The 18,951-nt window shown below is 58.5% G+C and carries 26 protein-coding genes; 13 read left to right on the top strand and 13 right to left on the bottom strand.

Annotated elements, in window-relative coordinates:
* Window positions 1–49: 49 nt before the first annotated feature.
* From B7L09_RS10305 to B7L09_RS10245, 13 genes are all read right to left on the bottom strand, one after another.
* On the bottom strand, window positions 50–253 hold the full coding sequence (locus tag B7L09_RS10305; protein WP_010462422.1) for a helix-turn-helix transcriptional regulator: 204 nt from the start codon (window positions 251–253) through the stop codon (window positions 50–52).
* The gene (locus B7L09_RS31975; RefSeq protein ID WP_176457683.1) at window positions 253–423 is read right to left on the bottom strand and encodes a hypothetical protein; all 171 of its coding nucleotides are present in this window, start codon (window positions 421–423) and stop codon (window positions 253–255) included. Before B7L09_RS31975 ends, B7L09_RS10305 begins: the two co-directional genes overlap by 1 nt.
* An 81-nt stretch (window positions 424–504) precedes the next feature.
* Window positions 505–1,119 carry a hypothetical protein gene (locus tag B7L09_RS10300; protein WP_438269317.1) on the bottom strand — a complete coding sequence of 205 codons (615 nt, stop codon included), beginning with the start codon at window positions 1,117–1,119 and terminating at the stop codon, window positions 505–507.
* Window positions 1,116–1,844 (bottom strand): hypothetical protein, encoded by a 729-nt coding sequence (locus tag B7L09_RS31970; protein ID WP_010462418.1) that lies wholly within the window; start codon window positions 1,842–1,844, stop codon window positions 1,116–1,118. The genes B7L09_RS10300 and B7L09_RS31970 overlap by 4 nt, the downstream gene beginning before the upstream one ends.
* Window positions 1,841–2,719, bottom strand: a complete 879-nt coding sequence (locus B7L09_RS10290) for a DHHA1 domain-containing protein (protein ID WP_010462415.1) — start codon at window positions 2,717–2,719, stop codon at window positions 1,841–1,843. The genes B7L09_RS31970 and B7L09_RS10290 overlap by 4 nt, the downstream gene beginning before the upstream one ends.
* The gene (locus B7L09_RS10285) at window positions 2,716–3,135 is read right to left on the bottom strand and encodes a hypothetical protein (RefSeq protein ID WP_010462413.1); all 420 of its coding nucleotides are present in this window, start codon (window positions 3,133–3,135) and stop codon (window positions 2,716–2,718) included. The genes B7L09_RS10290 and B7L09_RS10285 overlap by 4 nt, the downstream gene beginning before the upstream one ends.
* Window positions 3,136–3,212: 77 nt before the next feature.
* Complete coding sequence (locus B7L09_RS10280) at window positions 3,213–4,034, bottom strand: YfdQ family protein (RefSeq protein ID WP_010462411.1); 822 nt, start codon at window positions 4,032–4,034, stop codon at window positions 3,213–3,215.
* A 50-nt stretch (window positions 4,035–4,084) separates the two neighbouring features.
* Entirely contained in the window at window positions 4,085–4,429 is a 345-nt protein-coding gene (locus B7L09_RS10275; protein WP_010462409.1) for a YfdP family phage-associated protein, read from the bottom strand.
* A gap of 59 nt (window positions 4,430–4,488) precedes the next feature.
* A complete protein-coding gene (locus B7L09_RS10270) occupies window positions 4,489–4,734 on the bottom strand; it encodes a pyocin activator PrtN family protein (protein WP_010462408.1) in 246 nt (81 codons plus the stop codon).
* Entirely contained in the window at window positions 4,731–5,114 is a 384-nt protein-coding gene (locus tag B7L09_RS10265; protein ID WP_010462406.1) for a hypothetical protein, read from the bottom strand. Before B7L09_RS10265 ends, B7L09_RS10270 begins: the two co-directional genes overlap by 4 nt.
* Complete coding sequence (locus B7L09_RS10260; RefSeq protein WP_010462404.1) at window positions 5,111–5,386, bottom strand: hypothetical protein; 276 nt, start codon at window positions 5,384–5,386, stop codon at window positions 5,111–5,113. The genes B7L09_RS10265 and B7L09_RS10260 overlap by 4 nt, the downstream gene beginning before the upstream one ends.
* Window positions 5,387–5,396: 10 nt before the next feature.
* Window positions 5,397–5,819 carry a hypothetical protein gene (locus B7L09_RS10255; RefSeq protein ID WP_010462402.1) on the bottom strand — a complete coding sequence of 141 codons (423 nt, stop codon included), beginning with the start codon at window positions 5,817–5,819 and terminating at the stop codon, window positions 5,397–5,399.
* A gap of 362 nt (window positions 5,820–6,181) precedes the next feature.
* Entirely contained in the window at window positions 6,182–6,868 is a 687-nt protein-coding gene (locus B7L09_RS10245; protein ID WP_010462398.1) for a S24 family peptidase, read from the bottom strand.
* A gap of 106 nt (window positions 6,869–6,974) precedes the next feature.
* Here B7L09_RS10245 and B7L09_RS10240 point away from each other — a divergent pair, with 106 nt between their 5' ends.
* From B7L09_RS10240 to B7L09_RS10180, 13 genes are all read left to right on the top strand, one after another.
* Window positions 6,975–7,211, top strand: coding sequence for a helix-turn-helix domain-containing protein (locus B7L09_RS10240; RefSeq protein ID WP_010462396.1), 237 nt, complete (start codon window positions 6,975–6,977; stop codon window positions 7,209–7,211).
* Window positions 7,212–7,530: 319 nt separating this feature from the next.
* Window positions 7,531–8,019, top strand: coding sequence for a phage regulatory CII family protein (locus B7L09_RS10235; RefSeq protein WP_010462394.1), 489 nt, complete (start codon window positions 7,531–7,533; stop codon window positions 8,017–8,019).
* Window positions 8,012–8,215: a TraR/DksA C4-type zinc finger protein gene (locus tag B7L09_RS10230; RefSeq protein WP_010462392.1), complete on the top strand. Its 204-nt coding sequence runs from the start codon at window positions 8,012–8,014 to the stop codon at window positions 8,213–8,215. The genes B7L09_RS10235 and B7L09_RS10230 overlap by 8 nt, the downstream gene beginning before the upstream one ends.
* Entirely contained in the window at window positions 8,212–10,911 is a 2,700-nt protein-coding gene (locus B7L09_RS10225) for a bifunctional DNA primase/polymerase (protein ID WP_010462390.1), read from the top strand. The genes B7L09_RS10230 and B7L09_RS10225 overlap by 4 nt, the downstream gene beginning before the upstream one ends.
* Window positions 10,912–11,239: 328 nt before the next feature.
* Window positions 11,240–11,728 (top strand): hypothetical protein, encoded by a 489-nt coding sequence (locus tag B7L09_RS10220; protein ID WP_010462387.1) that lies wholly within the window; start codon window positions 11,240–11,242, stop codon window positions 11,726–11,728.
* A 260-nt stretch (window positions 11,729–11,988) separates the two neighbouring features.
* Window positions 11,989–12,333, top strand: a complete 345-nt coding sequence (locus B7L09_RS10215) for a phage holin family protein (protein ID WP_010462385.1) — start codon at window positions 11,989–11,991, stop codon at window positions 12,331–12,333.
* 36 nt (window positions 12,334–12,369) lie between these two features.
* Entirely contained in the window at window positions 12,370–12,870 is a 501-nt protein-coding gene (locus B7L09_RS10210; RefSeq protein WP_010462383.1) for a hypothetical protein, read from the top strand.
* 247 nt (window positions 12,871–13,117) lie between these two features.
* Window positions 13,118–13,720 (top strand): hypothetical protein, encoded by a 603-nt coding sequence (locus B7L09_RS10205; RefSeq protein WP_042932317.1) that lies wholly within the window; start codon window positions 13,118–13,120, stop codon window positions 13,718–13,720.
* 4 nt (window positions 13,721–13,724) lie between these two features.
* Window positions 13,725–15,740 (top strand): phage terminase large subunit family protein, encoded by a 2,016-nt coding sequence (locus B7L09_RS10200; RefSeq protein ID WP_010462379.1) that lies wholly within the window; start codon window positions 13,725–13,727, stop codon window positions 15,738–15,740.
* 1 nt (window position 15,741) lies between these two features.
* A complete protein-coding gene (locus tag B7L09_RS10195; RefSeq protein WP_010462377.1) occupies window positions 15,742–15,948 on the top strand; it encodes a phage head-tail joining protein in 207 nt (68 codons plus the stop codon).
* Window positions 15,948–17,429, top strand: coding sequence for a phage portal protein (locus B7L09_RS10190; RefSeq protein ID WP_010462375.1), 1,482 nt, complete (start codon window positions 15,948–15,950; stop codon window positions 17,427–17,429). Before B7L09_RS10195 ends, B7L09_RS10190 begins: the two co-directional genes overlap by 1 nt.
* On the top strand, window positions 17,426–18,580 hold the full coding sequence (locus B7L09_RS10185) for a head maturation protease, ClpP-related (protein ID WP_010462373.1): 1,155 nt from the start codon (window positions 17,426–17,428) through the stop codon (window positions 18,578–18,580). The genes B7L09_RS10190 and B7L09_RS10185 overlap by 4 nt, the downstream gene beginning before the upstream one ends.
* Entirely contained in the window at window positions 18,577–18,921 is a 345-nt protein-coding gene (locus B7L09_RS10180) for a head decoration protein (protein ID WP_010462371.1), read from the top strand. Before B7L09_RS10185 ends, B7L09_RS10180 begins: the two co-directional genes overlap by 4 nt.
* The last annotated feature ends 30 nt before the right edge of the window (window positions 18,922–18,951 follow it).

The raw sequence follows: 18,951 nt of genomic DNA, 5'->3' as shown, positions 1-18,951 counted from the left end.
TTGATTCAAAGGCTGCATGTTGGTAGATGAGGAAAAAGTGGTGGCCTGATCAGGCCGCTTCACGCTGACCCCACTCGGCGGGTGCGCTTTGCCAGATGGCAATTTCGGATGCCCGCCAGCCAACTCGACCAGGTGAAATGCGTACCTGTGCGGGGAACCTTTTCGCTTTTACTTCGCGCCACAGAGTTGCATGGGAAAGCGAAGTTACTCGTAGCACCTCTGCCTCCCTAAGATATCTGTCCAGTCCGTCCATTACTGACTCTCCTGGGCTCGACGTGCGATGCCTTCAGCTTGGCGCTGCTTGCTGCATTGTTCGTGGTTGCCATGGGCCCGCGACTTGTTGCACTTGTCGCAGATCGTGACCAGGTCGAGGGGCGGCATTTGCCCGCGACGGATTCGGACTGTTCGGCGAAGGGCGGTCATGGTTTCACCTGTTTGAACTCGACTACCCAGACCCTTGGGTTTGCGTCCCGGCGACGGATGACCAGAGCAGCTCAAACGATTTTAGCGGGTCAGCGCTGTAGGTCTCGATCCCCTCGACGTGCCACCAATCACCCAGCTCAGCATGATCGGTGTAGAGGCGCACGCCTTCGGCCTTGGCCTGCTCGTCGCTGATGTCCTGCAACCGCTCGACGCGCACGTCGGTGATCTCCAGCAGGATGCGGCTGGCCCAGCGGGGCATATGGATTGATGGACGCCACGCGCCCTCATACAACATTTCCTCGGTATCCGGCTTCCAGTCCGCTTTCTCGGGGATTTGCCAGAGCCCATACTCGGCAAGGGTGCAGGATGCACGGTAAATTCGCGCAGCCTCGCTTCGAAATGATCACAGAACCAGGTCTCGCGTACCCACAGTCTGTCGCCAGGCTGCCCATACGGGCACTTGAAGTCCCAGCCGGCGCTTGGCACGCCATTCAGGTGCCCATGCTTGGGTCGCCAGTACCAATCGATCGTGGCAGGCCCGTGCGGGAAGTTGCGCCGGGGAATGGCGTCGGTAACTGGCACGTCGGGCTGGAACCGGATAGGCCGTCGCGTAACCGTCTTCCGGCCTTCCTGAATTGCGCGCACCATTGGTGCACTAAATAGAATCGGGCGCTCTTTGATAGTGGCAGTGTTCATGATGCCTCCCCATTGGATAGAGGATCGGCATAAAAGACTTCCTTCGGAGCGTCCGCCCATTCCTTTCGAATAGCCTCAAAGTTGCCTTCATTCCAGCACCGCAGGAACTCCATCGGCTCTTCCATTCTTCCGGCGCCGGTCATATAGCTCACAACGGCGGACCAACATTCGTCTGCTCGCTGCAATTCTAAGTTCTCCGTTCTGAGCTGGTCGGCCAGGTGCCAAGGCGTCCAATATCCATCCTCCATGGGTACCACCAGTGGTTGGCTGGGGCCGTTCCAGCGGAGTCCATAGCGTGGCAACCCTTGTCCCTCGGGTGGACGGGGCGGCAGACCTGGCGTCAGACCTATCAGCGCGAAAATCTCGGCTTGCAGTCGAGTGAAGTGTGCGCGGTCGATCAACTCGGTTCCGACGGGTACTGCGTCAATGGCATCCCGATGGATCACCATCGTTTCCGGAAAAGCACTTTCCGTTTCCGCTACGACCGCCAAAACTTCTGGTGTATCGACGGCAGATACCTTGCCAGTCACTCGCGCTTCGATCATCGTCCACACACGTTCGTATTCCGGCCAATCCGCCTCAACAACGACGCACTCGACACGAGCGTCTTCAAGAAAGGCGTTGTTCAAGGCTTCAAGCTGCTTTGCCTTAACGAAAGCATCAGAGTCGAGTTTTGAAATTTTGAACACGACGTAGCGCTCTTCGCGCTGAAATTCATTGTTCATGCTCGGCCCTGCGCAAGAGAATGGTCGAACGAAACCTTGAACCCAGCTGCATTGCGATGTCCGCCGCCGCCGTATTGTTTGGCTATCTCGGATACGTCCATGCCGGCGTCCGTGCTGCGCAGACTGAAGATTCGACCATCAGGAGTATCGAAGTAAGACCCGGCGAAGAGCTCGCCTTCAGCCATAAGCTGCCCGGCATCGCTCGCAAACATGTATGGCAGATTGGCCACGGGCACATCATGCCCGCCGATAAGCATGCGGCGTCTGGTGGTGCTCACCAGGTCTGCTACGGTCTTTTGGTGCTGGCGATTGATGGCTACTCCATCGAGGCGTATCCAATTGATTTCGTCGGCGAAGAGGCGGTCCCAGGTCGCGAAGTTTTGTGGGTAGCTGAATAGGTCCGCCATGATCTCGCGGGTGCCTTCGAGCTTAAATAGCCACAAGTCACGATCCTCAATGTGGTTGATCAATGGCGGACGTGACTGTTCCGGGAAAAAGAAGTCCCAGGCCAGGCCCGCGCCTGATCGATTCATGTCAAAAAGGGCGTGAAGTTTGCCGGTTCTATTTTTTTCCTGTGCTTCGTAGTGCGGTTCTGCCGGCGGTATGTCGACCAGGTCAGCCATGGCCGTCTTGTGGTGATCAATCACGAGTACAGACGCGGCTGTATCTGCCAGCGCGACGAGCACGTCGTATTTGTAGGAGAAGTCGACAATGATGACGTTCTTGCCGGTGACGTTTGGGGCGGGGTCACCGTAGCGTGCAGAATGGAATTCGACATCGGATCCCAGAGCTTTTCGGACAACCCAGGCGGCGCCGAACCCGTCAGCACAGTTGCCGTGATAGATGCAGAGGGTAGCGATTTTTTGGTCACTCATGCTGCTTTCTCCTGAGCTACCGGCGCCAGAAGATCCGCCATGGCGAGCGCTTGATCGCGGAGTGCAACCGTGTCTCGTTCGAGTTTTTTGCCAGTGCGAAATGCGCTGAATGTCTCGGCCGCGATTCGCAGTTTTTCTGCGATGTCCAGCAGAGTCAGCCGATCTCGTTCCCCTAGTTTTGAGGCGGCCAAGGCGCGCTCATAGTGGGCGTACAGATGCTTGCGGTGGTCCTGCGCCTGATCAAGCATCTGCTTCAGGTCCTGGATCGTCCCTGAGCTATCGGATTGCTGAATGGCCTTGCCTTCGTCGATACCTTCGTTGCGGCCATCAATCAGGCCACCGCGATAGCCTGCCCAATAGGTGAGGCCAACAAGTACGATCAGAACGATCAGCGCGCCAACTTGAATTGTGGTCATGTGCTGTGAACCTCAGTAGAGCCCACCGCCGTGATTTTTGGTGAGAGGCCGGCGGCGGGTTGTTGCTTGGGGTTTAGTTACAGGGTGGCTTCGTACAGTGGTACGTCACCGATTGCGCTCTGGATCTTCTGCCGAACGGCGTTGTAGGCCTCTTCAAGCACCTTGTCGGGGCGCACCAGCTCGAACCACATTTGCAAGCGACCTTCCAGAATGCGATAGCGAAACCGGGCAGGGACGCAGAACGCGTCACCACCAAGGAACGGCTTCACGGCAATGAAGAATTGTTCGGGGATGCGCAGTTGGCCTGCTTCGCCGGCACGACCGTCGATTTCTTCGTTGTAGGTCAGTTGAACCTGGCCGTTGTCGAGTCGGGTGCCTTGGCGGAAGGTGATGTTTTTCTTGGCTTCGAGAGTGCGGCTGATCTCCAGCATGTCGGCAGCGCTTGGGTCGTTTGCTTCGTTTTCGCGCTGAGTGATGTCCTTGACATTCTCTTCGATGAATTCGGCGAAGGTGGCCTGATCCATGCGCTTACGGTCGGTCTCTTTCCAGCGGCCCCATTCGATGGTGGTCGGGCAGCGGTAAGTGGCGACATGGTCGCGCCAGGCGGGGCTGGTTGGTTGGTGATAGTCGATGACAGCAGAGAAGGTGCGGCCTTCGGGGCCGTTGCAGAACACTGCGGTAGCGTCATTGGCAAATCGATTCACATACGCAATGAACGATTCTGCGTCCAGCACAGTGAGTTTCTGGCGCGTGCGAGTGGGGTTCGGCAGCAGGTGTTCAAGGTCTTTGATGCTCACGCTATCGGGCAGCAGTGCAATGGGCGCCGACAGCCCTGGGTGATCAATCGGCTTGCCGATTGCTTGGGCGAGGGTGACCAGTTCTTGAATCGCTTGTTGCATTGGATGTGCTCCATTGGGTGATGCTGTGGTGAGAGGATTTGGAGTCAGGATTAGTGACTGACGTGGCGCAGTTTGTCCGGCGCCTGATCTTCGCTGACCGTGCGTAGCGGCAGGTCCTGTTGTCGTGGATCGCGGCGGGTCAGGTTGCCCTCAGGCGTCAGGAAGAACAGCGATGTGCCACGAGTCAGGATCGGTTCTTTCGCTTTGACGTCAGCCTTGATGGTCATCTGGCCGCTGCCGTCTGGCTTGTAAGTCAGCTTGATGGTCAGCTCTCCGCCCTTGCCGGTCTGGCGGATAGCGTCGATCAGGCTGTGTTGGGTTTCGCTGAGTTCATCGAGCAGACCTCCGGCTTCGATATCTCGTAACGTGTCGATGAAGGGGCGTGCTTTGCTCATGTGCTGTGCCTCATTGAGTGCTGGTTGTTTGCCCCTGGACGGCAGGGGCTACCGTTGCATTAGGCCGCTTGCTTCGCCGCTTGGGCATCGAGGTAGGCGGCCAGGTCGTGCAGGTACACAACTGCTGTGCCTTTATTCCCTGCTCCGCCTAGGCGGGTCACTTTCAACTGAATCCGCCCGGCGCTGATGCGGCGTAGTAGGTAGCGATCGCTAGATATGTGAGAGAAGTAACGCTCGCGGATGGCCGATAGCGTTGGGCATGGTGTCGCCCATTCCTTTCGCAGTTGGTCAATGGTATTGCTCACGCCGCGTCCTCCCCGAACCCCTCCAATCGGGGCACCAACTTGAGGCGGATCAATTCGGCTAGGCCTTCTTTACTTTTGCCCTTGGCAGCGGCACAAATCTGGCCTTTCGCATCGGCGACCACGGCGCCGAATGGATACTCGGGCGAGTTGGTCGGTGTTACATAGGCCACCTGGCCTTCTTGAATCACGTCGTTGACGCAGCGAAAGACTTCGGCTAGTTCCACTGTGCGGCAAGGCATGCTGTCCAGCAGGTCAATGGCTTCGCTGGCGGCCCCGATGAGCGTGGCACGGCTGACCACGCCCGGGCTGTCCAGATAGATTGGAATCAGCCGCAGGGCGCCGAGGGCTTGGGTGTACGCATTGAAGTAATTGGTTTTCATGCGGCGGCGTCCTTGTGTGTGATGGCGATGCCAAGCTTCTTTGCCAGCCATGGCACGCCGGCCTCGGTGACCATCACCACGGCGTAATGCTTGTAACGGTTGGTGGTCCCGATCTGGACGCTGCGAGGGTCTGAAAACAGATTGCCGCCGCCACGGTGGTGGCTGGCCAGGTCGCCGCTTTGCGTCAGCACGCGGAGCGCACGCAGTTGGTCGCGGAACTTACGGGGTTTGAGGCCGAGCACGGCGGCGGTTTCGTCCAGGGTGCGGTTCATTGCGCGGTCCTCAAGCGGCGAGCAGTTGGCGTACGCCTTTAATCAAGGCTTCCGACTCGTCCAGCATTCGATGTATTTGCGCATCGCGGCTGGATTGTTCCGGAGTTGGCTCGGGCGGGTCGGGGTCGGGCTTCTGGTCATCCGTCATTGAGGCCGGAGCAAGCAGGGCCGACTCAATGCGCCCATTCGCGATGTCTTGGATAAAGTCACGAAGGTGCAGATGGTTTGCTCGATCTGAGCGTTTGAGGGTCAAGTGGCCCGAGTGCCCGCCTAGGTCAACGTTGATGACTGCGTTGTCGTCGGTGAGCTCGACTTCAAAGCTTGCGTGGATGGTTTGCTCTGGTCGTTGAAGGGGGCACACGGCGGTGCCGCCAACCTGCAACATGAGGTGCAAGAGCTCTTGTTTTGCGAGTGGGATGAGATAGCTGTTCATGCTGCATCACCCCCGAACGGCCAGGAGCTGTCATCGGCGGCGGCAGTGTTGAGGGGCTTGATAGCCTCGGTGCGACCTTTGGGGCTGGTGATCACCAGCAGTCCGGTGCGGCGCTGTATGGCTTCTACGGCGGCCCGGCTACTGCATGCAGATGGGTGCAGGAAGACGGGGCAGCGGGTGTTGCTATGCTGTGTGGTTTGCATGACTCGTACTCTTGGTGAGAGGCTTACGAGTCAACATTACCTCAAGGTAAATTATTCGTTCAATACCCGTGGGTACTTTATTTTGTTTTTCAGGTAATTTTTATTTTTTATGACGAAAAAAAACCGCCCATCAGGGCGGTTGTGTTCAATGATTGATGCTCAGTAATTAATTTTGCTAGGGGGGACAATTCCACCAACGTAGTGAATTTGCTCGATCTCTTTCCGATCTATAGAGAGGCGTCCATATCCGTCGTTGACAGCCATGAGGCTGACCTCATCGTCATTTTCGTAAAGCAGCTCTTTAACCATGCACTCGCCATTGGACCTTCGCACCATTACGTATTCACCAGGTACAAGCCTGTGATTGGGTTCGCACCAAACAACCCAACCGCTACGTATGGCGGGTGCCATTGAATCCCCTTTGACTCGTAGCGAATATGCACCGGGGTCTGAGCTTGGGACGTCAATCCAGCCGTCCGCTAAACTCAAGGCCTCCCAGTATCCATCTGGTCCCAATTGCGCAGTTCCTAAAATTGACGCTCTTTTAAAGGGCCTTGAAAACTCCGGGCCTTTTTCTAGGGTGTTGAGGTCGGTCGAATGACCCTTGTCATCCAGTTTTACGCCATCGGTTGAGTCCAACGACCCCGGCGGGAGTTCCAATTTGCTCTCTATATGGCGAGCGAAATCTTCGCCAATTCTTTTACGGTTTTTCTCAATTGTCGTGAGGCATCTAGAGACATAGCTTGCCTGCCGGTCGAGCGCAGCAGCCAAGCCGGCCCGATAGCCCCGAAACCTAACGGTTAGGATTTTTTGAAGGTTTTGTCTTCGAACGTCATGAATATCCATGTTGTTGATATTCCTTCCTTGTTACTCAGAGGTAAATGTCCTGTAGGTATTGCTTTGTCATTACCTTTGGGTAATATTTGTCGTCGTGACGACTAGGAGACGCGACATGCGACCCAAAAACACAAAGCTCCTTGCATGGCTGAAAACCGCAGATGACGAGTCTGTTGCCAAGACGGGGACAACTCGCTCTTACCTGCGGGCTATTGGTTATGGCTACAAAACTGCGGGGGCGGAGATTGCTTCAGCAATAGAGTTGGCGACCGACGCGGCAGTCACTCGAAAGGATCTGAGAGACGACTGGTTGGCGATCTGGCCGGAGTTGAATAGTAACGAAGATACCTAAGGGTGCCGAGCTGGGGCCTCTCACCATAAGAATCCCCCAGCCCAGCGGTGGCGATACGCAGCACACACCATACCGCCACATGAAACACCAGCCTGAAACCTCTCACCAAAGAAACACCAGGCCGGAAGTAACGAGCTACACGTACATGCAAGTCGCTACATAGCGCGTCGGCCCAGGACCTCTCACCATAAGAATCCCCTGGGCCGACTGGAACGATGAACCGTGCTGCACAGCACGATTCGCACAGCACATCGGTCGTGGTCGTAGAATAGAGCGTGTTTGGCTCTACGGCCACACCGTAAACAGGGGATTTACGGTTATGAGTCGCACAGATCTTTTGCCGGGCGCAGGTCCGGTTCTTTCGCTACGCAAAGCCCTTTACCGGGCAGGCCATGATTATCGGGGCGGTGTGACTGCTCTGGCACTGGACATGGTCATCGATTACGACACCCTCCAGAAGAAACTAAAGCACGACGAAGAGCGCCGGTGGCTTGATCCTGATGAGCTGGAAGAGGTGATACGCCTGACGGCAAATCCCTTGTTGCTGGACGCCCTGATGCGGCCCGCTGGTATGGTCTGGTACAAGCCGGAAGCGGCGGCGCCGACCAAGGAAGCTTTGCTGGCGGTCAGCAAGGTGCTGCACCAGACCGGCCTGTTTGTTTCCAGCATGCACGAAGGTGCGGCCGACAACGTCTGGGAGCCGCGCGAAGTTGAATGCTTGGAGAAACACGGCGCCGACGTTATCCGCGCGGTGTTGGGCATCATGGCCGGGGCCAGGGAAGCGATGGAGGCCCGCCAAGATGACTGACGTTATCGATATTGCCAACGACCAGGCCGAGTACTTCCTGCAAGTGGCGTTGGATCGCCGTCCGCGCCCAACGAGCGCCGTCAGCGCGCAAATCTGTGAAGATTGCGACGAACCTATCCCGTTGCTTCGCCAACAGACGATCCAGGGTTGTGCGACCTGCGTCAGTTGCCAGGGGTTGCGGGAGCGGCGCAGATGAGTGATCACGACAATCGATTGCCTACCGCTGATTGGGCTCAGTTTTACATCGATGCATTCGGTTTGGCGTTAGTCCCGATAGAGCCCGGTGAAAAGGGTCCGAAGGGGAAGGGGTGGAACAAGCCGGGCGGCTACTTCACGGACTCGGCGAAGGCTGCCGCGTTCTGGGAAAAGAAGCCCCAGCACAACCTCGGTGTTGTATTGGGGCCGAGTCGGATCTGTTCTCTGGATGTTGATGATGTTCAGTGGGCTCGGCACGTGCTGTATGACCTGCTGGAAATTGACCTTGATGCGATGGCTCTGGTATTTCCGACTGTAGTTGGCAACCCGGTGCGCTTCCGCATTATGTTCCGCGTTCCTGATGGTGTTGAGTTGAGCCGGGTTGCACTTGCGTGGCCCAATGAAAAAGACCCTGATGGTTCGATCCACAAGACTCTGACCGCAAAGGCCAAAGCGGCAAAAGACGCTGGTGATGCAGTAGGTGAGGCCGAGGCGCGGGCCGAGGCCGACGAATATCAGCGCATCACCGTGTTCGAATTGCGTGGTGGGCCGGTGCAAGACGTGTTGCCGCCATCGATTCACCCTGGCACTGGTAAGCCCTACACCTGGCGCACACCACCAAGCTCTGTCGATGGCTTGCCCGTACTTGCGCCTGAGCTGCTGAAGATCTGGAACCATTGGGACATCTTCAAGCGTGACGCCGAGGCCGCGTGCCCGTGGGCCCCCAAGCCGAAGACACCTCCGGCGAAAGTTATCAAACGTCCACCGCCTGCCGCAGACAAGCCGTCTGTTATCGATGAATTTAATCGCAGCCACGACGTTGAAGAGCTGTTGCGGGCGCACGACTACATCAAGCGCGGCAGTAAGTGGTTGTATCCGCACAGTAGCACCGGGATGCCGGGTGTGACGGTCAGCGACGATGGTAAGGTTTATTCCCACCACGGCGCTGATCCGCTCGCGAACGGGCATCAGAACGACGCGTTCGAGGTGTTCTGTTTGTTGCAGCATGGTGGTGACCAGTCGAAGGCGGTGAAGGACGCTGCGCGGATGCTGGGTATGCAGTATTCAGTGAAGCCTGACCCGCGTGATCTTCCCCCGCCCCCATCCGGTGATTCGAGCGGGCCGCACCCGGCGGCCGCTGTCGCGCCCAGCGAAGCCGCTCCTGCATCTGACGGGGGGGCGGGGGAGGTTATGACACTTGAACACTTGCTCCGTCGTTTTGCTTTGGTCGAGGGGACCACGCACGTTTGGGACTGTGACCAATCGCGAGTGATGAAAAAATCAGCATTCGAAGCGCGGGTCGGCAAGCCGCTGGCCAAAGCCTGGTTGGATGACACGAGCAAGCGGTTGATCTCTGATGAGCATGTCCGTGACATCGAGCAGACGCGACGCATGTCGGGCAAAAAAGGTGGTGCCTTGGGCATGCCGCCTACCGATCGCTATGTGTACATCGACGGCACCAAGGATGTGTGGGACCGGGAAAAGAAACGACGTGTAGCGGAAGGCGCGGTAAAAATGGCCTTGGGTGACGCTTATGCACTGTGGCTGAACAGCAGCGAGCGGCGCACGGTGGATGTGGACCACATCGTGTTTGACCCGACCATGACCAAGGATCCGGCGGTGTACATCAATACCTTTGATGGACTGCCGCTGGAGCCGGTCAGGGACGATGCGGCTTGTGCCAACTTGCGGTGGCTAATTTCGTTCTTGTGTAACCACGATGAAAATGCGGCGCTCTGGTTGACGCGCTGGTTGGCATTTCCGCTACAGCATCTGGGCGCCAAGATGGATACCGCAGTGCTGATGCATTCCAGCATGGAGGGTTCGGGTAAGAGTCTGTTTTTCGCTGATACCTTGGGCAGACTTTACGGTCAGTACGCTGCAACAGTTGGGCAGACCCAGTTGGAAAGCAATTTCAACGCCTGGCAAAGCCGTAAGTTGTGGGCAGTTTTCGAAGAGGTCGTGAGTCGAGATCAACGCTACAACCAGGTGGGCAAGATCAAGCACCTGGTCACTGGCAAAACGGTTCGGATGGAATCCAAGTTCATCAATGGCTGGGAGGAATCCAACCATATGAACGCGGTTTTCTTGAGCAATGAGATCATGCCGTGGCCGATCAGTGACAGCGACCGCCGGATGTTGGTGGTTTGGCCCTTGGAGACTTTGCCGGTGGACCGCCAGAAAGCCATCGGCCAGGAGTTGGAGCATGGTGGCGTCGCGGCCCTTTACGGCTGGCTGCTGTCGGTTGATTTGGGCGACTTCAATCAGCGAACACGCCCGCCATCCACTGACGCCCGTGAGCGACTGGTAGCCCTGAGTCGGGCCGGCTGGCAGACATTCCTACACCTGTGGAAATACAGCGAGTTGGGTCAGGGGCTTTGGGGGCCGTGTCTTTCCACTGACCTTTACTCACTGTTCCTGGAGTGGTGTCAGCGCAACAAGGAACACGTGATGAGTCAGACGAAGTTCTCGCTTTTCATCAACTCCGAAGTGGAAAAAACGCGTTCGATACCGTGGACGGATGGCAGTAATCGCAAGTTTGGCGCGTTCTTCTTTCCGGTTGATCAGGATGCTTCCCCGCCCCCATCACTGAAGTCGGCCGAGCTTGGTGCGATGGTCGTTGCCTGGCGGGCAAAGGCGAAGCTGGCAGGCTGGAATGTGGACAACTGGGACCACATCAAGGCGGCTGCCGCATGACTACGCCTAAAAGTGTGTTGGGTGTGTCGGGTGTGTGTCGGGTTGGTTTTGGCTACCCAACACAGTGTAAGTCCTTTGTTTGCGCGGGTTTCCGGTGGTTGTGTTGGGTGTGTTGGGTTTGGCGTCGCGTGCGCGCATGCATGACGTTATTTTCACCGAAGGCGATGGTCGTAAATTTTTCTTATGCGAGGACAGAAAAACCCAACAAACCCAACACACCCAACTCAAAGTTAATAAGAGTATTGATTTTAAAGAGATTTAATTGTGTTGGGTTTGTGTTGGGTAGTGGTTTTTCTGTGTTGGGTTCGGTTTTTCGGGGGAAAGGGCGATGATCGAAGAAATGGAAGCATTGATGCAGCATTGGGGCGCCCAGCACTGCCAGGTTGGCGACGGTGGTGGTTTGGGAAGTCCGATGGCGACAATCATGCAGTACGGTGGATGTGCTCCACGTGGCACACCTGGATCGCGCGATCTGATGATGTCGGCCGGTGGTGGTATGGATCACGCCAGTACCGAGGTTGCCGCCGCAGTTGCACAGCTTGAGCGTCAGTCGGAGAAGGGCGCTCAGTTGGCTTTACTGGCTCGCAATCGTTACCTGGCCCAGCCGCCGATGACCGTGCGTGAACAGATGCGTTTGTTGCAGCTCGCCGAGGATGCAGACCGGACTTACAGGAATTGGGTTCATCGTCTGCATCAACAGGTGCAACTCATCCTCACGGTTCGCACTGCTACTACCCGGGGACTTGATCGACGCAGCGGTGCGCTTGATACCAACCTAATCCGAGCATCAACAAGCAAGCGTGCTCGGGCCTACTAACTACCGTTCGTCGGGGTGTTTTGTCGTATTGTGGTCGTATTGTGGTCGTATTCATGTCGTTTACTGACCTACCGAAAATCACCCCTTTTCGGTTTTTCCGGAGGGGGGTAAAAAGTGCCCACGATATGAAATTTGCGCCTTGGCGCTCCCCGAGCACGTGCTGTGCACTCCGTCCTGGCTTTTGTCATGACACTGAAACCCTGCCCCCCGGCGGGGTTTTCTTTTTTGTGTCCGGCACACTCCTTCACTTGAGGCACAACATGACAAATGAGCAGCAAGCGCTGGCAGAGATGCCGATCTGGTTAGTGATCGTCCTGGCTTTGGTCGGTGGCGTTTCGGGTGAGATGTGGCGAGCGGACAAAGACGGCGCGCGCGGTTGGGTGTTGTTGCGCCGATTGGCGCTGCGGTCCGGTGCCTGCATTGCCTGCGGGGTGTCGGCGATGATGCTGATGATCGCGGCTGGGATGTCGATCTGGGCAGCGGGCAGCTTGGGTTGCCTGACCGCAATGGCCGGTGCCGATGTTGCCATCGGTCTCTATGAACGCTGGGCTGCCAAGCGGTTGGGCGTCAGCGAAGTGCCCACCGAATCGAATCGCTCTGAATAGCTCTCACCCAGCCACTCGTTAAGCAGGTCTCTAGACATGAATGAATCCAGGCAGCAGCAGATGCTCGCAGGGCAATCTTCCATCGCTCAAAAAATCTTTGGTTATGTACCCATTCAATCATGCTGGACCGCTCGTGATATTCACGGCGCCGTCCTGGCTGCCAACGTCAGTGGCGCATCCGCCTATGCCATACGCCGCGCACTTGGTGAACTCAAAGATGCCGGGCTGATCAGGGAGCCAATCGGCGGAAAGTTTCGGCGCGATGTAGCCACCCCTAAATCCAACAAGGAGACAACCATGCCTCAGGCAGCCAAGCAGCCCGTTGCATTGACCAAAACAACCGCTGGAGCGCTGGACGTTTTGGCGGCCCTGTCGGGTGAAGTGGTGAGCCTGTCTGATGAGTTCAGCAAGCGCATGAAGGTGTTGGCTGGCCGCATTGAAGAGGTGGCGCTGTCGGTAGAGGCTGAGCGCGAAAGTAATGCTGAAGCCATTGTGAAAGCCAAGCGACTGCAAGAGGCGCTGCGGGAGTTTGCGTAAGTACTCGGCTTTGCGCACCCTGGGCCGTCAAGCGGCTGGGCGTCAGCGAGGCGCCTCCGGCAGGCGGCGAACAGGGGTGATGCACCGTTCCGGGGCGCCGAAAATCGCCGGGGACCCTGGGGGTATTCGGTGGGTACGGGGTCGGAAACCCGCGGGAAGTTGTTAGCGGCAGGGTTGCCAGCTTACTGAAATTCAATCCATTGAAATCGAAAGGTTCCATTGAAAAGCCGTTGAAAAGGAGGGGCTTATGACAGAACCAATGTACCTGTCAAAGAGCGCCTTCGCGGCTCGGATCGGCAGGGCGCCCAGCTACATCACCTGGTTGAAAAACAACAACCGCTTGGTGCTGACTGCCGATGGTAAACAGGTCGATGTTTCGGCCAGCGAAGCATTGATTCGCGACACCGCTGACCCCAGTAAGACTGCTGTCGCTGACCGCCACCACCAAGATCGGCTTCAGCGTGACGTTTACAGTCAGCTATCCAGCCAGGTCGAGCCGACTTCAACGGCTGCGCCGCCGCTCGCGATGGCCCCTGCGGGACAGCTCCCCGATTTCCAGAAGGCCCGCGCATTGCGCGAGCACAACCTGGCCCAGCTCGCCGAGATCGAGTTGCACAAGGCCAAGGGATCGCTGGTAGCTCTGTCGGCAGTTCAAACCGGTGCTTACAACGCCGGTCGCATGCTGCGCGATCAACTGCTGGGGATGCCTCCGCAACTGGCTCCGGAACTGGCATCGATGACCGATCCTTGGGAAATCGAAAAGCACCTCACGGCGGCGATCCGCCGCTCGCTGGAAGACGCCGAACGCATGTCTTCAGCGGACCTTGAACACGTACTGACCACGAGTTAAGCCCATGCCCACTGGAATCCCTGACGGTGCAGAGGTGTACCGCGAGGCGTATTTCCGTGGGCTACGGCCCGACCCGGACGTCTGGATCGATCAGTGGGCCGACGAGTACATGCGGATCCCGCGTGACACCGGCGCCGCTGAGCCGGGCCAGTACCGCACCTCGCGTACGCCGTATGCCCGCGAGCCCATGCGTTGTCTGTCACCGGCTCACCCCTGCAAGCGCGTGATCACCATGGTCGCGTCGCAGTTAATGAAAACCCAGATCGGTCTGAATTGGATCGGCGGCCTGATGCACATGGCGCCGTCGAATATCCTGGCGCTGCTGCCAAGCCTTGGTCTGGCCAAACGGGTGTCCTCTCGGATCGGCAAAACGATCAAGGCGACGCCGGTTTTGCGCGAACGTGTGGCGGCTAACCGCTCGCGGGATTCGCGCAACACCATGGACACCAAGGAGTTCGAGGGCGGCACGTTGTACGTGACCACCGCCGGCTCGGCCGCCAACTTGTCGGAGCTGTCAGCGCGCTACGTGTACGGCGACGAGATCGACCGCTGGGAGGTGGACATCGGCGAGGAGGGTGACCCTATCGAGCTGGCAGAAACCCGGGGTAGTACCTTTGGCCGCAACGCCAAGTTTTACTTCTCCAGCTCGCCGACGATCAAGGGCGCCTCTCGAATCTCCGACCTGTTCGATGGCAGCGACCAGCGTCACTACTACGTGCCATGCCCGACCTGTGGGCACATGCAAATCCTTGAGTGGGAGCGGTTGCACTACTCGCCGGACTTCAGCGTGGTGCATTACCAGTGCGCCGGACCTGAGTGTGACGTGCTGATCGAGGAGTACCACAAGGGCGAAATGCTCGCCAACGGCGAATGGCGAGCTCACTCCGAAGGCGACGGCGAAACGGTGGGCTTCCACCTCAACGCCCTGTATTCGCCGCTGGGTTGGATGGACTGGAAGTCACTGGCCAAGCAATTCGAGAAGGCCAAAAAGGCCCAGGCCAAAGGCGATCTTGAGCCCATGCAGGTGTTCTACAACACCCGTCTGGCGAAGGTTTGGGACGCGGCGCAAGAGCAGACCAAAGCAGACGTCCTGAGGCAGCGGGCGCGGTTGGAAGGATACAGCCTTGGCTCAATGTCAGCGGCGGTGATGATGATCACCGGGGCCGTCGACGTTCAGGCAAACCGGTTGGAATTCATGGCCATGGGCTGGGGTGCCGGCATGGAGCGCTGGGTTATTGATTTCCAGATCGTTTCGGGCGATCCCGCAGACGAACGCACCTGGGCGGCGCTGGATGAATTGCTCAAGGCTAAATATCGCCATCCGTGCGGTGTGGGCTTGGGTATTCTGGCCACCGCCGTCGACTCCGGCGGTCACCACACCGATGAGGTTTACCAGTTCTGCCGTGTTCGTCGCTGGCGCAACGTGTTCGCTATCAAAGGTGCAAGCAAACCTGGGAAGCCGGTCATTGCTCAACGCCCCTCGATGGTCGACGTGACCTGGAAAGGCCAAACCGAACGCAACGGTGCTGAGCTGTGGTTCGTCGGTACCGACACGGCAAAGGACTGGATCTACAACCGCTACCCGTTCGAATCCGGTCCGGGTGCGTTGCACTTTGCCAATGACTTGCCGGATGACTTCTTCGATCAGTGCGTCGCAGAGCGCAAGGTTGCGCGCTACGTGCGCGGTCATAAGCGCATCGAGTGGGTCAAGGGCAAAGCCGAGCGCAACGAAGCGCTCGACCTGATGGTGTATTGCCTGGCCATGGCGCATTACCTGGGCCTGAATCGCTACAAGGAGCACGACTGGGAGCGCGTGCGTCAGTCCCTGGCGCAATCGGGTCTGTTCGACGAAGCGCTGGGAATTAAACCGGTGCAAGGCGAACGGGTCGATAGTCCTGGTCCAGCAACGCCTTCTCGGCAACCGGCGTCACCACCCGTTGTTCCGCTCGTGCAAACGCGCCCCGTAGCAACACCACCTCAACGCCGCAGTTCCACCAGCGGTTACCTGAAGAGACGCTGATATGTCATTTACCCAGAAGCACCTCGACGCGGTTGAGGCGGCCATCGCTCGCGGTGAGAAAGTCGTCCGCTACACCGATCGCACCGTGGAGTACCGCACCGTCGACGAGTTGCTCAAGGCACGCGAAGAGATTCGCACGTCGCTGATCAGCGCCGCTGGACCACGCTCTCGCGTGGTCAGGCTGTATCACGGAGGCAAGGGAGTCTAATGGCCCGTCACTTTCCGACGCTCACCCGTAACGGATTCGTGTTGCCGTCGAACATCAAGGCCAGTTACGAAGGCGCCGGGGAGGGCCGACGTTCCACTGGTTGGGATGCTCCCGACAACGGGATCAACAGCATCAACACCCCGGCATTGCGCAACCTGCGTTCGCGCTCTCGGGCAGCGGTTCGCAATGACCCGTATGCCTTCAACGTTATCGATAAACGCGTCAGCAACCTGATCGGCACGGGCATCACCCCCCGGCCGACCACTGACGACGATGCTTTACGCAAATTGCTGCAGGAGCTGTGGGGCGATTGGGTCGATGAATCGGATGCGGATGAACGCACCGACTTCTACGGCCAGCAGGCCCTGGTAGCGCGCACGGTTGAAACCTCTGGTGAGTGCTTTGTGCGGCTGCGACCGCGCAGCCTGGACGAGGGTTTGGCGGTTCCGCTGCAGCTGCAGATTCTGGCGCCGGAGTTTGTCCCGCACGACAAGTACGAGAGCACCAAATCCGGCAACGTTATCCGCGCCGGGATCGAGTTCAATCCCGGCGGCAAACGGGTGGCGTACTGGATGTACCTGTCACATCCACGCGACGCGTCGTCGCTGAACGCCGGCTACAACCAGCTGGTGCGGGTGCCGGCGGCCCAGGTGCTGCACATTTTTGAACCGGTCGAGCCGGGTCAGCTGCGAGGCGTGCCGCGATTGTCGCCGGTGCTCAAGCGTTTGCGCAGTCTCGACAACTACGATGACGCGGTGTTGTTTCGCCAGGAGGTGGCCAACCTGTTTGCCGGCTTCATCAGCCGGCCGGCTCCGGACTCGGGGCAGACGCCACGAGATCCGGTCACCGGCCAGCTGTTGGATCTCGATCGTGACGGCTTCACACCGATGGTCGCGCTGGAACCCGGAACCATGCAGGAACTGGGGCCAGGTGAAGAGGTGGAGTTCTCCAAGCCACCGGACGCGGGCAACAACTACCCGGACTTCATGCGGCAGCAACTGATGGCCGCCGCCGCTGGGTCCGGCACGCCTTACGAGATCCTCACCGGCGACATGCGCGGGATCAACGACCGAGCGTTACGTGTGGTGCTCAACGAGTTTCGGCGCCGCCTGGAACAACTGCAATTCGGTGTTTATGTCCACCAGCTCTGCCGCCCAGTGCGGGCCGCCTGGATGGACATGGCCGTGTTGTCGGGTGTCCTGGTACTGGGCGATTACGCGCAAAAGCGTCGCGACTACCTGCGTACCCGTTGGGTGCCGCAAGGTTGGGCCTACATCCAACCGGTGCAGGACGTTCAGGCACGACGGATGGAAGTGCAGGCCGGCTTTGCCTCACGCAGCGAGATGGTCCTGCGCACTGGCTACGACGCCGAAACAGTCGACCTGGAAAACGCCGCCGATCTGGCGCGGGCCACCGCACTGGGACTCAACTACAACACCTTGGATGCCGTCGAGCCAATCGACGACAAGGAGCAACCATGAGCAAAAAAGCGCGACCGCGCGTTTACAACCGGGCAGGCCAGCGTGTGCAAGTTCAGGACAAAACCTGGTACGCGTTGCAGTCTAGCGGCGAGGACACCGAGAGAGTGATCGAAGTCTTTGTCTATGGCGAGATCGGCACTTGGGGCATTACTGCCAATCAATTCGTGCAGGATCTGCGCGCCATGGACGACGGCGTCTCGCCGGTGATCGCGGCATTCAACAGCATCGGCGGAGATTTGTTTGACGGGTTGGCGATGCACAACGCGCTGTCGCGTCTGGGCGAGCGCTGCACCGGCCGGATTGATGCGTTGGCCGCCAGTGCGGCCAGCGTGGCGGTGTGTGGTGCACACCGTGTCGTCATTGCATCGAACGCCATGCTGATGATCCACAACCCTTACACCTATGCCGGAGGCGACGCTGAGGACTTCCGCCGGGTCGCTGATGTGCTGGATCAGACCCTGGAGGCGATCATCGCGGCCTACAAGGCCAAGGCGTCGGACATCGATGACGCGGAGCTGCGGCGCATGGTCAACGCCGAAACTTGGCTGACGGCCAATGAAGCGGTGGCACTGGGCCTGGCCGATGAAGTCGGCGACGGCATTACGGTCAAGGCCTGCCTCGGCCAAGGGGCCGTGCTGCAGCGTTACCAGCATGCACCGGCTGAACTGGTGGCTCAACTCGATGAACCACCGGAAGTGGATCCCGACCTGGATCAGCTCGATCCACCCTTGGTGCCGCCGGTGGTCGATTCGGCCAAGTTGGCACTGATGATCACCCAGCGCTGCACGGCGGCGGGCATCAGCAATCTTGTTGAGCCGCTGCTCAGTTCGACCCAGCTCGAAAGCGAAGAGATCGTCCTGGCCGGACTTACCCGTGCCAAGGCCGTGAATGACCTGTGCGTCGCGGCCCGTTTGCCGGAGTTCAGCGCCGAGTACGTTTCAGCGGGACTGGATGCGGCGGCGGTTCGAGCCCGTCTGTTCGACAAAATTGTCACCAGCGGTAAGGGCTTTGAAATCGACAACAGCCTGCCGCTCGACCACGACCCGGCACCCAAGGTGCTGGCCAAACAACCTGATCCCACCTCGATCTGGGCTTCGCGACAAGCGGCTCAATCTGGAACCGCGCACGGCGCGAAAGGAGCAAGAACATGACCATCAAAAAAGAACCGTTCCACGCGGGTGAGTTTCTCCTGTCCGAGGGCGCTGGAAACATCTCGCGGGAAACGATCAACGTTGCCGCTGGCCCTGCGCTGAGTCCGGGTCAGGTTCTCGGTCTGGTGACGGCCACAGGCGAATTTGCGCCGTATGCTCCGGCCGCTGAAGACGGTACCCAGGCTGCCGTGGCGATTCTCTACGGGCCACTGGGAGAGTCGGACATCGTACGCCGGGGTCGCGCCGTTGTGCGCATGGCGGAGGTCAGCGAAGTGCACCTGACCGGGTTGGACCCCGAGGCCGAAAAAGACCTGGCCGCCCATTTCGTGATCGTTCGTTAAGACCGTCAATCACGTTTGCCCAGCCCGCCT

Source organism: Pseudomonas mandelii (genome assembly GCF_002251635.1).
GTDB lineage: Bacteria > Pseudomonadota > Gammaproteobacteria > Pseudomonadales > Pseudomonadaceae > Aquipseudomonas > Aquipseudomonas mandelii_B.
This window is presented reverse-complemented; position numbering and strand designations above follow the sequence as displayed.